Origin of the sequence: Patiriisocius marinus, assembly GCF_008974325.1 — a bacterium.
Taxonomy (GTDB): domain Bacteria; phylum Bacteroidota; class Bacteroidia; order Flavobacteriales; family Flavobacteriaceae; genus Patiriisocius; species Patiriisocius marinus.
Map to the genome: position 1 here is coordinate 23047 of NZ_BKCG01000003.1, position 14888 is coordinate 37934.

15 protein-coding genes are annotated in these 14888 nt (G+C 32.8%); 7 read left to right on the forward strand and 8 right to left on the reverse strand.

What is annotated here, in order from left to right:
• Positions 1 to 16 precede the first annotated feature (16 nt).
• The 3 genes from GBH57_RS07075 to GBH57_RS07085 all read right to left on the reverse strand — a co-directional run bounded on the left by GBH57_RS07075 (position 17) and on the right by GBH57_RS07085 (position 2275).
• Entirely contained in the window at positions 17 to 1282 is a 1266-nt protein-coding gene (locus tag GBH57_RS07075) for an MFS transporter (RefSeq protein ID WP_151673507.1), read from the reverse strand.
• An 89-nt stretch (positions 1283 to 1371) separates the two neighbouring features.
• Positions 1372 to 1707: a hypothetical protein gene (locus GBH57_RS07080; protein WP_151673509.1), complete on the reverse strand. Its 336-nt coding sequence runs from the start codon at positions 1705 to 1707 to the stop codon at positions 1372 to 1374.
• 37 nt (positions 1708 to 1744) lie between these two features.
• Positions 1745 to 2275 (reverse strand): RidA family protein, encoded by a 531-nt coding sequence (locus GBH57_RS07085; RefSeq protein WP_151673511.1) that lies wholly within the window; start codon positions 2273 to 2275, stop codon positions 1745 to 1747.
• A gap of 332 nt (positions 2276 to 2607) precedes the next feature.
• On the opposite strand from GBH57_RS07085, the gene dnaK reads away from it, so the two are divergent.
• A complete protein-coding gene (gene dnaK / locus GBH57_RS07090) occupies positions 2608 to 4506 on the forward strand; it encodes a molecular chaperone DnaK (RefSeq protein ID WP_151673513.1) in 1899 nt (632 codons plus the stop codon).
• Between the two features lie 175 nt (positions 4507 to 4681).
• A complete protein-coding gene (locus tag GBH57_RS07095; protein ID WP_151673516.1) occupies positions 4682 to 6172 on the forward strand; it encodes a serine hydrolase domain-containing protein in 1491 nt (496 codons plus the stop codon).
• 74 nt (positions 6173 to 6246) lie between these two features.
• On the opposite strand, the gene GBH57_RS07100 is transcribed toward GBH57_RS07095, so the two are convergent.
• Positions 6247 to 6723, reverse strand: coding sequence for a Dps family protein (locus tag GBH57_RS07100; protein WP_151673518.1), 477 nt, complete (start codon positions 6721 to 6723; stop codon positions 6247 to 6249).
• Positions 6724 to 6911: 188 nt separating this feature from the next.
• Here GBH57_RS07100 and GBH57_RS07105 point away from each other — a divergent pair, with 188 nt between their 5' ends.
• Positions 6912 to 7358 (forward strand): SRPBCC family protein, encoded by a 447-nt coding sequence (locus GBH57_RS07105; RefSeq protein WP_151673520.1) that lies wholly within the window; start codon positions 6912 to 6914, stop codon positions 7356 to 7358.
• A 108-nt stretch (positions 7359 to 7466) separates the two neighbouring features.
• Here GBH57_RS07105 and GBH57_RS07110 read toward each other — a convergent pair whose 3' ends face one another.
• Complete coding sequence (locus tag GBH57_RS07110) at positions 7467 to 8180, reverse strand: Two component regulator three Y domain protein (RefSeq protein WP_151673522.1); 714 nt, start codon at positions 8178 to 8180, stop codon at positions 7467 to 7469.
• A 76-nt stretch (positions 8181 to 8256) separates the two neighbouring features.
• Entirely contained in the window at positions 8257 to 8919 is a 663-nt protein-coding gene (locus GBH57_RS07115; protein WP_151673524.1) for an alpha/beta hydrolase, read from the reverse strand.
• Between the two features lie 43 nt (positions 8920 to 8962).
• Between GBH57_RS07115 and GBH57_RS07120 the strand changes: the two genes are divergently transcribed.
• The 4 genes from GBH57_RS07120 to GBH57_RS07135 all read left to right on the forward strand — a co-directional run bounded on the left by GBH57_RS07120 (position 8963) and on the right by GBH57_RS07135 (position 13127).
• The gene (locus GBH57_RS07120) at positions 8963 to 9382 is read left to right on the forward strand and encodes a PaaI family thioesterase (protein WP_151673526.1); all 420 of its coding nucleotides are present in this window, start codon (positions 8963 to 8965) and stop codon (positions 9380 to 9382) included.
• A 4-nt stretch (positions 9383 to 9386) separates the two neighbouring features.
• Entirely contained in the window at positions 9387 to 10454 is a 1068-nt protein-coding gene (locus GBH57_RS07125; protein WP_151673528.1) for an isochorismate synthase, read from the forward strand.
• Positions 10455 to 10485: 31 nt separating this feature from the next.
• On the forward strand, positions 10486 to 12159 hold the full coding sequence (menD, locus tag GBH57_RS07130) for a 2-succinyl-5-enolpyruvyl-6-hydroxy-3-cyclohexene-1-carboxylic-acid synthase (RefSeq protein ID WP_151673530.1): 1674 nt from the start codon (positions 10486 to 10488) through the stop codon (positions 12157 to 12159).
• A gap of 128 nt (positions 12160 to 12287) precedes the next feature.
• Entirely contained in the window at positions 12288 to 13127 is an 840-nt protein-coding gene (locus tag GBH57_RS07135; RefSeq protein WP_151673532.1) for a CvfB family protein, read from the forward strand.
• Between the two features lie 29 nt (positions 13128 to 13156).
• On the opposite strand, the gene GBH57_RS07140 is transcribed toward GBH57_RS07135, so the two are convergent.
• Together GBH57_RS07140 and GBH57_RS07145 are read right to left on the reverse strand one after the other, a co-directional pair.
• Positions 13157 to 13669, reverse strand: coding sequence for a hypothetical protein (locus GBH57_RS07140; RefSeq protein WP_151673534.1), 513 nt, complete (start codon positions 13667 to 13669; stop codon positions 13157 to 13159).
• Positions 13670 to 13702: 33 nt separating this feature from the next.
• The gene (locus GBH57_RS07145; RefSeq protein ID WP_151673536.1) at positions 13703 to 14824 is read right to left on the reverse strand and encodes a C1 family peptidase; all 1122 of its coding nucleotides are present in this window, start codon (positions 14822 to 14824) and stop codon (positions 13703 to 13705) included.
• Between the last annotated feature and the right edge of the window lie 64 nt (positions 14825 to 14888).

The following is a 14888-nucleotide window of genomic DNA, read 5'->3' on the forward strand; positions in this document are numbered from 1 at the left end:
TAATAACGAGAGATTATTATTGAGGAATAGGTTTATTGATTTTATTAAAAATAAGGGAAGCAATCAAGCCAATAACAGAGAAACTAGCGAGTGCCCAAAAAACATATTGGTGTCCTTGCTCACCTTTCCAGCCGTCTAGAAAATAACCAATCATTGGACCAGCAAAAATATCTGGCGTATAACCAATAAATGATATTACACCAACAGCAGTACCTGTTAAGACTAGAGGAATTTTACCTTCTTCTAATACTGCAAAGTATAAAACACGTGCAGCGTAAACTCCAAGGGCAGTAATGATTATTGTTGTGAAAAAGAATACCGTAGTGCTATCTGGCAGTACGCCACTCGCAAATAAAATTGCGCCTATAATTGTCAATAAAAATCCTAAACTAAGATAAATAGAAGCTCTAGCTCGATCTGCTAAAAAGCCAATTACAACACCCACAATAGGACGAATAAATAAAAGGAAGGTTCCCGTTTTAGCAGCATCTACTTCCGAGTAGTTTAAAACCTGACTAGCATAAAGCGAAAAGATATCGGTTATTTTATAGCCTACATAAGCACACAAAATAATAATCATTAATAACCAAACAGAGGGAAGTTTTAAAACCGATTTAATATTTTCTTTTGTTATTTTTTCTTTTAAAACAAGTTCTTCAGAACTATTAGATTTTAAAAAGAAGTACACAATAACTCCTATAAAGGCTACAATAATTGAAGAGATGTACACCACCATGGTAAATGCATCATTTTGCTGAAATGTGTTTAATTGATCTGTATTGTCAGGTACAAACCAAGAAAAGACAAACACACCTAATAATCCAAATAAAGCGCCAACAAGACCACGACCTCCATCGAGAAACCCGAAGGCTTTTCCTTGATTATTGATTCCTCCCCAGACTCTAGCAGCTTTAATCATTCCTGCCCAAAAAAGAAATATCGTAGTGAACCCCCAATAACCATAAAGAACTTTTAAGGTTGTAAGTGAAGGATTGCTGGCATAAATAATACCGCCAGCTGCAGTTAATACTAATGCAACACCCATTAACTTTCGTGGCGGGAATCGGTCTGCTAATGGACCACCTATTAAATAAGAGCCTAAAGCCACTAAACCATAAATAGAAAAGCAGTATCCAAGTTCAGTATTTGTGATATTAAAAACATCTAGAACGGTAGCTCTAAAAACTCGAGCTAAAACGAATGGGAGAATGAATACAGCTTCGCCTGCTAGAATAAGTAATACAATGTAAAACCAAGATTTTTTTATGGGAGTAGCTTCCAAATATCAAATTTTAGGAAAGATACTCAAAAAAGCTGTTTTAAAATATTAGTGTTGTGTTACCGGTTAATTGAAATGGCAACGCATAAAAGCTAATATAGTATGTTGTCAAGTGTCCAATCTAACCTTTTCTCTAGCATCGAAAAGTTATTATCTGATAAAAACACTTCGTAAATCTCCTTTTTGAAAGCGCTTAACTCTAAAGCACTATAATTTTGTTGTTGAATATTTCGGTCAATTTTTTTAAACCTTTTTATTTCAGTGTCGCTTCGGAAAAGCTCAAGCATTTTGTCAAATGTCTCTTTAGAAACTTTAGATGATATCATTTCAAGTTCCTCCTTTGTTTCATTTTTATCAGCATTAGCACACATTAATAAAATGTATAACTGTAATTCTTCCTTTGTCCAGTCTTTTGCTTTATGTTTCATTCCTGTTGTTTTATTAAAAATAAATAGTATTATTTTATTATAAATCGGTTTTATGAACTTCGAGTTCAATTTCAATCATAAATTCAGGTATTGCTAGTTCTGTTACTCCAAGCCACGAACCAGTAGGGAAGTGGTTTTTGTAGATTTCTGTTCGATAAGCCGCTGCTGTTAGAAATTTTGACATATCTGTAGTAAATACATTTTCTACTACTACATCATCAAAAGTGCATCCGTAATGAGCCAGTACTTTTTGTAAGTCGGCATAGCAGTTTTTCATTTGTTGTTCTAGATCTCCCACGGCTGTAGGGTTACCTTCATCGTCCATACTTACGGCTCCAGAAATTTTGATGGAGTTTCCAATTTTTACGGCGTGCGAATATCCATAAGCTTTCTCAACCTCTGGACGTAGTAGAAAATATTCAGGTTTTTCTGAATGCTTCTCAACTTGTGTTTCAGTTTTATTTTTTTCATTTTTTGCCACATCATTTTGTGGCAGGTCGCAGCTTGATACAGAGATTGCAATTAATAGTGTAGCGATTCCGAAATGTATAGAGTTTGAAAATTTCATAATTAATAGATTATTAGTTTATTATAAAAGTAATAACTCTTAAACTGTTGATTATCAGTATTTACACCTGTTTTTCAAATGAGATGTATATTTTTTCTTTCAGAAATTTTCAAGATTTGTCTGTTTAATGCTTGTAGTTGTAATTAGGGGCTGTTCAAAACTGTCATTCCATAATGAAGTAATAGTTAAATTATGTCATCGTGTCAGTTAGTTTTCGTTGGCATAAAAGTTGACTTTAGAGAACCATCTTTGAATGTTTAAAATTTCGGCTTTGCCCTAAATCATTTATAGATATTAAATACTAACAAATTTTTAAGTAACAAATAATTGATATGAGTAAAATAATTGGAATTGACTTAGGGACAACTAACTCGTGCGTTTCCGTAATGGAAGGAAGCGAGCCAACAGTAATCCCTAATGCTGAAGGTAAAAGAACAACTCCCTCTGTAATTGCTTTTGTAGAAGGTGGAGAAATTAAAGTAGGTGACCCTGCTAAAAGACAAGCGGTAACTAACCCAACTAAAACGGTTGCATCAATCAAACGTTTTATGGGTAATAAGTACTCTGAGTCTACAAGCGAAGCAGAGCGTGCAGCTTACAAAGTAGTAAAAGGAGATAACGATACTCCACGTGTGGATATCGATGGTCGTCTTTATACGCCTCAAGAATTGAGTGCAATGGTACTACAAAAAATGAAAAAAACAGCTGAGGATTACCTTGGTCAAGAAGTAACTCGTGCGGTAATTACTGTACCTGCTTACTTTAATGACAGTCAACGTCAAGCTACGAAAGAAGCTGGTGAGATTGCTGGATTAAAAGTAGAACGTATTATTAATGAGCCAACAGCGGCTGCATTAGCATACGGACTTGATAAAAAATCAACAGATCAGAAAATAGTTGTTTTTGATTTTGGTGGAGGAACGCATGATGTATCTATCCTTGAATTAGGTGATGGTGTATTTGAGGTACTTGCAACAGACGGTGACACGCACTTAGGTGGTGATGACGTAGATCAAAAAATTATCAACTGGTTAGCAGATGAGTTTAAAGCGGAGAATGATATGGATCTTAGAAAAGACCCAATGGCATTACAACGTTTAAAAGAAGCTGCTGAAAAAGCGAAGATTGAATTATCATCTTCTGCTTCAACTGAAATTAACTTGCCTTACGTTACTGCAACTGCTAGTGGGCCTAAGCACCTTGTTAAAACATTATCTAGAGCTAAATTTGAGCAATTAATTGACGATTTAGTAAAAAGAACAATTGAGCCTTGTCAAACTGCAATGAAAGCTGCAGGATTAACAAACAGTGATATTGATGAGGTAATTTTAGTAGGTGGATCTACACGTATTCCTGCAGTACAGGAAGCTGTAGAAAAGTTTTTTGGAAAAGCTCCTTCTAAAGGTGTGAATCCAGATGAGGTAGTAGCGGTAGGTGCTGCAATCCAAGGTGGTGTATTAACTGGTGATGTAAAAGATGTATTGTTATTAGATGTAACTCCTCTTTCTTTAGGGATTGAGACTATGGGTAGCGTAATGACAAAACTTATCGAAGCTAATACAACTATTCCAACTAAAAAGAGTCAAGTGTTCTCAACGGCGGCAGACAACCAGCCATCTGTAGAGATTCACGTATTACAAGGGGAACGCCCAATGGCAAACGACAACAAAACAATTGGTCGTTTTCATTTAAGTGACATTCCACCAGCTCAACGTGGTGTACCTCAAATTGAAGTAACTTTTGATATTGATGCAAACGGAATTATTAAAGTAAGCGCAGAAGATAAGGCTACTGGTAAGAAACAAGATATCCGTATCGAAGCTTCATCAGGATTGACAGAAGAAGAAATTGCTAAAATGAAGCAAGAAGCTGAAGCTAATGCTGATGCTGATGCTAAAGCAAAAGAAACTGCTGACAAGATTAACGAAGCAGATGGAATGATTTTCCAAACGGAAAAGCAGCTTAAAGAATTTGGTGAGAAATTATCTGATGATAAAAAAGCACCAATTGAAGCAGCTCTTGAAGAGTTAAAAGCAGCTTACGAAACTAAAAGTGTAGATGCTATTACTCCAGCACTTGACAAGATTAACGAAGCTTGGAAAGTTGCAAGTGAGGAAATGTACAAAGCTCAGGCAGATGGACAAGGTGCACCAGCAGGTGAGCCTACTGCAGATGCAGGATCAAGTGAAAGTGCAGATGTTGAAGACGTAGATTTCGAAGAAGTAAAATAATACTTCTACTGTATACCTAGTGTACGGTTCTAAATATTTAAAATCCCAATCTAATTTTATTAGGTTGGGATTTTTTTGTGGGTTTTTGTAGTGATTTTCTTCGGAAATGTCAATGGTGTTGATATACTTGCAACAAATACAACTAATAACACGTCTTTTCAACAAACCAACCACCATGTATAAATTATTACTTATTGTCTCGACGCTTTTTGTTATAGGCTGTCAGCAACCTAAAGAAGATAAACAGACTACACTTTCGCCATTTAATGAAGTTTCTAATTTAATAGATCAATATGCTGAAAGCACCCTTGCACGTGGAAATATTAACTCGCTTGCAGTCGCTGCATATAGAGATGGAGAAACGTATCATAATTATTATGGAGAACTTGATACTAGTATGGCTAATACTCCTAATGATAGTACTGTTTATGAAATTGCTTCAATAACTAAAATATTTGCGGGTTCATTGACTGCACGTGCGGTTTTAGAAAAAAAGCTATCCCTTGATGATGATATTAGAAAATATATTGGGATGGATTATACAAACTTAGAATTTGAAGGAACTCCAATAACTATAAAAGATTTAGTTACGCACACTTTAGGTTTAAAAGAGAAAACACCCCCAAAGTTAGCTGCTGTAATTGATGAAATTTCAGAAGGTTATTACGAAACTAGACCTATTGAATATAATATGTCTAACCTTTTACAGGAATTAAAAACGGTTGAGGTTTCTCATAAACCGGGAACGTATTATAATTATAACTCGGTTGGGCCTGAGTTAGTCGCTTATATTTTAACGCAAGTGTATAACAAGCCTTATAAAAAGCTGTTGATGGACTTTTTAAAAACGTTAGAAATGAACAACACCTTTTTATTAGATAATTCACAGAAAAGTATTGAAAACCTCGCTAACGGTTATGATGAATATGGTGAGCTTGCTCCTAAGGATAAAAATGCATTAACAGGAGGAGCATTTGGTTTATTAAGCACATTGCCAGATTTAATCAAGCTCATGAAATTTCAGCTAGAAAGTGACGACCCTTTAATTAAAGAAGTAACTCGTGTTTTGTATGATGATGAGGATGATAATAGAATGGGGTATTTGTGGGATGGTTTTGGGATAGGAGAAAAAGAAGGATTCTATTATTCTAAATCTGGAACTTCAGGAGGAGTACAAAGCATTGTATTTATTTGCCCAGATAGTAATTATGGACAGATAGTAATAATGAACAATACTTCGGAAGCTGCTTTTGATGATTGGGGTTGGTTGTTTGATAAAATGGAAAACGATTTAATTGAATATCCAAAAATCAATTTAATTTCAACCTTAAAGCCTTTATTTATCAGTGATATTTCAGAAGCTAAAAATCAATATCAAAAATTAAAAAATCAAAAATCATATTTTAATGATTCTTGGTCTTTGAGTAAACTAGGATACGAATTTTTATATGTAGAAAAAGACGTAGATAAAGCTATTGAAATATTTAAATTTTCAATAACAGAAAACCCTGAAAACCCTGAGTTATTTTATGGTTTGGGAGAAGCATATTACGTAAAAGAAGATTATAAAAATGCCGCTATTTATTATAAAAAACATTTGGCTCTAAACCCAGATAGCGAAAAGGCAAAAAAATACATATTAAAAAGTGAAGCCTTTTTAAACTAATAAACTTACGGTATCATTAATACTAATAAACCCCCAATCTAAAATAGAAATTGGGGTTTTATTAGTGTTATAATTTAGCTTAAATAAGATGTAAGCATCCAAATTAATTTTTCTTGCTCCGAAATTACATCACTCATAAATCCTGAAGTGCTCTCATCGTTATTTGTAGCAGCAAATTCTAAAATAGCACGTTCTTGGATTAATAACTCACTTAGATTTTCTAAAATTGAACGTATAGCATCATCACCACTAGAAGTTTTTTTAATGACTCTAATTGATTTGTTTTCTAAGTAATCTTGAAATGTGTGCAACGGTTCAATACCTAGTGTTAAAATGCGTTCTGCAATCTCATCAACAGTATCACTAGAATTAGTATAAAGCTCTTCAAATTTAGTGTGTAATTGGAAAAAATTCTTTCCTTTTATATTCCAATGTAAACCTCTCAAATTCATATAATAAATTTGAAAATCTGCTAAAAGATCATTTAGTTTTTCTGAAACACTAATTCTATAATCTTGATTTAATCCGATGTTTATTTCTAATGTTTTCATAATGTTAAGTTTTAATTATACTGTAAAATTATATTCAAAGCCAATGCTCTTTAGTAACAAGTGTTACACTGTTAATAGAGTTTATTTATACTTGCATTGATGAAACAATCATTACCGGAAGTTTGTTTAAGAGGTTGGTATTTTTTTTTCTGAAATAATACAAACGTTAAATAGGTTAAATTTTATAGATGAAATATTCGTGTAACGTAGAAATAGAAGCTCCATTAAAACAAGTAGTCGCTTTATGGAAAAATGAAAAACATTTTGCTCAATGGCAAGATGGTTTTAAGTCAATGGAACATTTACAAGGTATACCAAATACAGTAGGAGCAAAGTCACGAATTAAATTGAATCAAGGAAAAAGAGAAATAGTATTAATAGAGACAATTTTAGAAAATAATTTACCTGTCGAGAAATCAGCTTTATACGAGCATTTGCATATGTCAAATACGCAAACTTCCCGTTTCGAATATATAGATGATACACATACCCGATATATATCGGAGGTAGAGTATGTGAAATTTAACGGTTTTGTACCTAAACTAATGTCTAAACTATTCCCAAAGTTGTTTAAAAAACAGAGTCAGAAGTGGATGAATCAATTTAAAGTTTTTGCTGAAACGTCTATTAAATAATTAGTTGTTTTTGCTGAATGTTTCAACATTACTACAGATTTGAAAATGATTAATAAAAAAGAGCCTTTAGTTTCCTAAAGGCTCTTTTTGTATTATATAATAATGTTTTTAGTTATTATCATCATTTACTTCCGTAGCGATAATTGTTTTTGCTGGAGCTCCAAGAATTGGATTTTTAAATCGATTGTCATCACTTTCTTGTTCAAAAGCTAATACTGACGCAAATGCTTCAGAACCAGTTAGCTCATTTTCTGCAATTACTAATTTCTTTAGATTAACATTATCAGATAGTGCGTAAGGAATTGTTCCTGTTAACTTATTATCAAAAACGTTTAAAATTTCAAGATTACCTAATTGAGCAACACTTATAGGAATAGTACCTTCTAAGTTATTGCTACTTAAGTGTAATTGCTCAAGTGCAGTAAGTTGACCTAATGATGATGGAATTTCTCCTGTAATATTATTTCCATTAACGGCAAATACTTCAAGATTAGTTAAATTACCAATAGAAGCAGGGATAGTACCTGAAAGCTTATTGAAAGATAACTCAAGTTTCTCTAAAGACCTTAATTCAGAAAGAGAAGAAGGAATTGTACCGTTTAAATTATTGAATAATAAATTAATCGCGATAACCATATCGTTCTCTACTGTTACACCGTGCCAAGTTGCTACTGGAGCATCAAGATCCCAAGTGTTAATCCATTTATCACCATTAGTTGCTATATATAAATCTGTAAGTGCATCCTTTTGGTTAGGAGATACTTCAGCAACCATAACTGCTGTAAATAACAGCACACTCAATAAAGTAGTTAGTTTTTTCATATTAGCGTAATTTAATTCTTACAATACTATACAAATAAACAACTAACTATGCTGTAATGCAAATATAATCGACGAACTACATAAAATTTGTAGGATTTTTCAACGAGACTTCTAATAGATATGGTTTGAATACCTCGTGAACCCCTTCAAATACTCTAATTTCTAGTCTTTTGCCAAATAAATCAGAACCTTTTAATGATTGCTCTGTCATTTTTGCTTCGGTGATATATTCGTCATTATTACCATAAATATAAGTTACGGGAGTAGTTGTGTGTAAATACGAAAAATCATCTTTGTTTAACTCGGTAGGTATTGCACCGCTATGAAGTATTAAATGATTACATTGTATTTGTCTACTAGCAAGCCATCTTGTTGCAATTGAAACACCTTGAGAATATCCTAATACAATTAGGTTTTTTGCAGTGCTTAGCATTTCAGCATCAGCTACGCTATCAATATAATTTAATACATTCTCTTTTTCAAGTTGAGTATTTTCCTTGGTAAGCCAGCAAGCGCCTACATGTTTGTACTTAGACCCTAGATAATATTTAGATGGAGCTTGAGGTGCAATAATGTAATTTTCTTCGGGATTTAAACTTTCAAAATAACGTAAAAAGTACCTGCTTAAATATCCCAATCCGTGAAATACAATCCATACATTTTTTGTGTTTTTAGTATGTTCGTTTCTAGTTTCGTAAGTATTGATATTTTGATAAGAAACTTGTTTTTGAGTAGGCATATAAGTGGGTTGTTTTGTAGCTTTACAAAATTAAACGAATGCTATGAAACTATCAAAGAAGGAAATTTTATCTAAATGTGAATTAATGTGTAGAAACACGTTAATGGAAACTCTCGAGATAGAATTTACAGACGTAACAGACGATACTATTACAGCTCGAATGCCAGTTACACCTAGAGTTCATCAACCCGATGGAGTACTTCATGGAGGTGCCTCTGTGGCGTTAGCAGAAAGTGTAGGTAGTGCTGGAGCATTTATTTTTTTAAATGCTGACGATGTAGCTATTAGAGGAATTGAGATTTCAGCTAACCATGTTAAAAGTATTCGTGAAGGTTGGGTATATGCAAAGGCATCAATACTTCATAAAGGTAGGACAACACAGTTATGGCATATAAGGATAGTCAATGAAGAAGACGAATTAATATCTATGGTAAAACTAACTACTCTTACTTTACGTAACTAATTATATGGACAAACCAACTGTACTAAATAAACTTAATGAGCAATGGGAAAAAAAGCTGCCTTTTGTTCTTTTTTCAATGCCCAATACTACTAAATGTTCGCTTTATTTTCAAGACAACACTAGTTTACATACTACCGAAAATTTTTTAGAACCAGGCTTTGTTTTTTCCCCTTTTCATAATGCAAAAGAATCCCTAATTATACCATCGACGGTAGAATCAACTTTAGAATTTGACTTTGCTATAAGTGATATCGAACATACGCAAACACCTATTATTAGTTGTGCAGAAGAAAAAAAAGAGCACGTTCAATTAGTTAATACGATTTTAAAAAAAATTAAGAATCAAACTGTTGAAAAAGTAGTTGCTTCTCGTAAAAAAGATATTCCTTTAACTAAATTAGTTATTACTGAATTAGCAATGCGCTTGTTACAATTGTATCCTAAAGCCTTTAGGTATATTTGGTATCATCCAGATACAGGACTTTGGTGTGGTGCATCTCCAGAAATATTAATAAAAAGAGAAGGCAATATGTTTTCTACAATGGCATTAGCTGGAACTAAGAAAAATATAAATGGACAAGTTGTAAAGTGGAGTTATAAAGAAATGCATGAACAACAACTTGTTACTGAAGCATTAGTTACAAATCTTCAAAAAATTGTTTCGGTACTTAAAACATCTAAACCCGTAACGGTAGAAGCAGGTTCTTTATCTCATTTAAAAACCGAAATTCAAGGTGTTATTAAATCTGGAAAAACGGCACTTCCTAAAATTATTTTTGCAATTCATCCTACTCCAGCAGTATGTGGTACTCCTACTAAAGAGGCAAAAAATATCATATTAGAATTTGAAAAATATGATCGTGAGTTTTATACAGGATTTCTAGGTCCTATTAGTCCCATTGAAGGGACAGCCACAATATTTGTCAATTTGCGTTGTGCAAAAATTGAAAATGAAACAGCAAGTATTTACGTAGGTGGAGGTATTGTATATGGTTCGATTGCTGAAGACGAATGGACTGAAACTGAAAATAAGTTGGCCACTATGTTAAAGGTACTTAGTCCATTTATGTAATATTAATTGCGCTATGCGTATTTTTGCATAGATGAAATTTTCAGAAAAAAATCTATCACAAACAGTCGTTCAACTTTGTCTAGCGAAAGACATAGAGCATATAGTGCTCTCACCAGGATCTAGAAATGCTCCACTAACAATTGGCTTTACAAGCCATCCAGGATTTACAAATTATTCAGTTGTAGACGAGCGATGTGCTGCATTTTTTGCATTGGGTATGGCACAACAATTAGGGAAACCTGTTGCAGTTGTTTGTACTTCAGGTTCTGCATTATTAAATTATTATCCTGCTATTGCTGAAGCTTTTTATAGTGATATTCCTTTAATAATATTATCGGCAGATCGTCCAGAACATCTTTTAGAAATAGGTGATGGGCAAACAGTTATTCAAGAAAATGTCTATAGAAATCACATTTTATATAATGGTAATTGTAAAGAAGGTGAAGAGTTTCAAATACATAATGAAACAGTTATAAATACTGCGTTAAACAGTGCTATAGAGCTTTCAGGACCTGTTCATATTAACATTCCTTTCAATGAACCTTTATATAACTTAGTTGATATTCCTACCGTACGTCCACAAGATGTACCAGCTAGAGCCATTAATATTTCAGCATTTAATCAAACCGAAATGTTACAAGAATTTAGCTCGCTATGGAATACATCTACTAAGAAAATGATACTAGTTGGGGTGTTAAAACCAAATAGCATTGAACAAAAATTTATTGATTTTATCGCTAATGATGAAAGTGTTTTAGTGCTAACCGAAACAACATCAAATCTACATAATGATCAATTTATCACTGCTATTGATCAATTAATAGAGCCTTTAAATAATAAGCAACAAGTTACCTTAGAACCAGAAGTACTTTTGACTTTTGGGGGAATGATAATTTCTAAAAAAATTAAAGTGTTTTTACGTAATTGTAAGAATATGAAGCATTATCACGTAGATACTAAAAAGGCATATGATACATTTTTTAAATTAGAAGGTCATTTTAAGTGCACTATTAATACATTTTTTAAACAATTAGTTGAAAATAGTAAACCAATTAACAGTAATTATCAGTCTCATTGGCTCTCTGTTAAAGAGAATAGACTTTTAAGACATGAAAGTTTTGTCGAAAACATAAAATATTCCGATTTTTCAGTTTATCAATATATATTTAAGTACTTAAATAATGAATGTTCAGTTCATATAAGCAATAGTGCGGCAATACGGTATGCACAGCTTTTCGATAATAAACAATTACAAACATTTTGTAATCGTGGTACAAGCGGTATTGACGGAAGTTTAAGCACGGCAATTGGAGCAGCTGTTCATAGTACGTTACCAATAATTCATATAACAGGAGATCTTAGTTTTTTATATGACAGTAATGGCTTGTGGAATAATAATATACCAAGTAATTTTAAAATAATTGTTATTAATAATAGTGGAGGAGGTATTTTCAGAATATTACCAAAAGCTAAAAAAATGGATCACTTTGAAACATTTTTTGAAACAAGACATCATTTAAATGCATCTCATTTGTGCGCTATGTATGGGCTTGAGTATTTTAAAGCACAGTCAATGAGTGAAGTTGAATCACTTTTTTCAAAGTTTTTAGAGCATTCAACTAAACCTGCGCTTATTGAAATTTTCACTCCGCCAGAAATTAATGATACTGTATTAATGAAGTATTTTAAATTTATTGGGGAGTAATTAATAAATTATTCACTTATAAAGTTAGCTACACAACCTTTAAGTTCCCGCTTTGTTTGATTTTATAAAAGTGTACCTTTGCTGAACGTTTAAAATCTGTACATAATTTAAGATCCAAACGCACTATTATGATAAAAATTGGCGAATATAATACACTAGAAATATTAAGAGAAACAGACCCAGGCTTATACCTTGGTGATGAAGAAGAAAATGTGGTTTTGTTACCACACCGTTATAAGCCAGAGCACTTTGAAATAGGCGACATGCTTAAAGTGTTTGTATATCTAGATTATGAAGAGCGTCCTGTAGCAACAACCTTAACCCCTTATGTACATTTAAACGATTTTGGATATTTACATTGTAGTGATGTAAACGAGTTTGGAGCTTATATGGATTGGGGTTTACAAAAACAATTATTTGTTCCATTCTCTGAACAAGCAAGACCTATGAAAGTGGGTAATTGGTATATTGTCCATTTATCTATGGATGAAAAAACAAATAGACTTGTAGGTTCTAGTAAAACAAATAAATTTTTAAATAACGATAATGTTACTTTAGAGAAGTTTGATGAAGTAAATGTTCTTGTTACACATTTAACTGATCTTGGAGCTAACGTTATTATTAACGGAGTGCATAGAGGACTAATATTTGTCGATGATATTTTTGAAGATATTCGAACTGGTGATCGAGTTAAAGCGTATATCAAGCAAGTTCGTGAGGACAATAAAATAGATGTAGTTTTACAAGCTCCCGGATATAAAAGTATTGAACCAAATGCCAATTTTATTCTTGAAGAATTGAAAGCCGCAGGTGGTTTTCTACCACTACACGACAAATCTGATCCAGATTCAATTAAAAATGAATTAGGGATGAGTAAAAAAAGTTTTAAGAAAGCAATAGGAACACTTTATAAAGACAAGCAAATTGTTTTAAAGTCTGATGGAATCGAACTTGTTGCAGATCAATAATAGTATTTCATTTTTTTACATAATTAAATTTACCAATTGATATTACTTTCACGATAAAACGGGTAGGGACGTGGTCGATAAAATCGTCTTGTTGGTTCCTCAATGTAAAAAGGTCGTTGTTGATTAGAATATACTCTATTTTGAACTCTAGTTCCACCATCTCCAAAATCAAACGAAGTCTCACCACCGTTACCTGAAACGCTAAATCCAAACTGCTTTTTCTGTAGTTGACTTACAGTAAATTGACTATTATCATAAGGAACTGTGTTGCTCGCTAGTGCAGTTGTCATATCTACAGGTTGCCAATAGTTAGAACTATTTATAGAAAATGCATTTTTTGCATCTTGGTATGAAGGTGAAGCTCCCAATGTAAAACTACTTTTTACAGCATTTTTCTTTTTGTCTAACTCCATTAATAAAGTAGGCACTTGAGGTGCTTCAGGCAAAGAACCAGCATCAATAGTATAATAGCGAGTTTCAAAATCGTTTTGACTAAAGCCAGTGAATGAAATTAAAAGAAAAATGTAGCAAAGTATTTTCATATTTTTGATAGTATCAAATCTTAGACCAAACAATTATAATTTTAATTTTCTAGCTGTAGTTTTTGGAATGGCATCTTTGTGCACAGTCACACTAATAGCTTTAAGCTTCATATATGCTTCACTAAAATATACGTAACCTCCATTTGCGTTTCTAGATTCATCTGTTCCCCAACTATTTTTTACTTTATAATATTTAGTACCGTTTTGGTCTTTTAATGAACCTGTAATATGCATTAAATGGTCATCAGTTGTATTAAAATTTTCAAACTCATCTTGGCGATATTCTTGTGTAACAATACGCTCTGGATAAATTGCATTTAGTGCTTCAGTATTATTAGCTGCGTTTGCAGGAATTACTGCAACACCGCTTTTAGATGAGAACGTTTTTTCACTGACATCGCAATCAAGTTCCACTGTAAAACCATTCGCTAATGCATTATCTACCGTAGCAATCATATCGTTTAATGGAACATTATACATACTTCCATAACTCCAGTTATCAGGAATATTTAAAACAAACGAACTGTAAAATGGAGCGTGCGTAAACGATGTAATTGTCAGGTAATCTTCAGGAACAATTTTTAATTCTCTTCGGAAACTTTCAGGTGTGAAGCTCTTGCCATTATAATTAAAATTGCTAACGTTTTGTCCTAAATAAATATCCAAAACTGCTTCAGTTGCAGGTTTCCATTTTTTACTTAATTTTCTAGCAGGGTTATCAATATATGTTTCGCCCATCGCTTTTAAAACTGCAACTAATTCAGCGTGGTTGTGTGATGTTTCCGAAGTGAAAAGTCCACTAAAAGTATCGTTAGGTACAAGGCCGTATTGAGCAACGCTATTTAAAACATCGTGCGCTAAACCACCTTCGCTAAATTGTGCTTTTCCTTGGCGCATTACAAAATTCTCTAATTTTTTAGGATATGTATTCCGTACCGTGTACATTTCAGATAAATCAATTTGTTTCCCAGTTAGACGAATAACTTCAGATTCTAAAAAAGAAGTGCTAGAAAAACTCCAGCAAGTTCCTGTTCTACCTTGACTAATTACAGGTGTTGTCTCAAGATCAATTATCGGGGTAAATTGATAAGCATCTTGAGCTGAAACACTTACAGAAATAAATAAAATTCCAAAATATGAAAGGAAACTACGCATAGTATTTTTTTTGATTTGAAGTCCATAGTTGTAGCAAACATTAAACTACAAACCATAAACAATT

Excerpts from the sequence above, each read along its gene's own strand:
- GBH57_RS07080 (WP_151673509.1), bottom strand. The coding sequence starts at position 1,707 with ATGAAACATAAAGCAAAAGACTGGACAAAGGAAGAATTACAGTTATAC.
- GBH57_RS07085 (WP_151673511.1), bottom strand. The coding sequence starts at position 2,275 with ATGAAATTTTCAAACTCTATACATTTCGGAATCGCTACACTATTAATT.
- dnaK (WP_151673513.1), top strand. The coding sequence starts at position 2,608 with ATGAGTAAAATAATTGGAATTGACTTAGGGACAACTAACTCGTGCGTT.
- GBH57_RS07095 (WP_151673516.1), top strand. The coding sequence starts at position 4,682 with ATGTATAAATTATTACTTATTGTCTCGACGCTTTTTGTTATAGGCTGT.
- GBH57_RS07100 (WP_151673518.1), bottom strand. The coding sequence starts at position 6,723 with ATGAAAACATTAGAAATAAACATCGGATTAAATCAAGATTATAGAATT.
- GBH57_RS07105 (WP_151673520.1), top strand. The coding sequence starts at position 6,912 with ATGAAATATTCGTGTAACGTAGAAATAGAAGCTCCATTAAAACAAGTA.
- GBH57_RS07110 (WP_151673522.1), bottom strand. The coding sequence starts at position 8,180 with ATGAAAAAACTAACTACTTTATTGAGTGTGCTGTTATTTACAGCAGTT.
- GBH57_RS07115 (WP_151673524.1), bottom strand. The coding sequence starts at position 8,919 with ATGCCTACTCAAAAACAAGTTTCTTATCAAAATATCAATACTTACGAA.
- GBH57_RS07120 (WP_151673526.1), top strand. The coding sequence starts at position 8,963 with ATGAAACTATCAAAGAAGGAAATTTTATCTAAATGTGAATTAATGTGT.
- GBH57_RS07125 (WP_151673528.1), top strand. The coding sequence starts at position 9,387 with ATGGACAAACCAACTGTACTAAATAAACTTAATGAGCAATGGGAAAAA.
- menD (WP_151673530.1), top strand. The coding sequence starts at position 10,486 with ATGAAATTTTCAGAAAAAAATCTATCACAAACAGTCGTTCAACTTTGT.
- GBH57_RS07135 (WP_151673532.1), top strand. The coding sequence starts at position 12,288 with ATGATAAAAATTGGCGAATATAATACACTAGAAATATTAAGAGAAACA.
- GBH57_RS07140 (WP_151673534.1), bottom strand. The coding sequence starts at position 13,669 with ATGAAAATACTTTGCTACATTTTTCTTTTAATTTCATTCACTGGCTTT.
- GBH57_RS07145 (WP_151673536.1), bottom strand. The coding sequence starts at position 14,824 with ATGCGTAGTTTCCTTTCATATTTTGGAATTTTATTTATTTCTGTAAGT.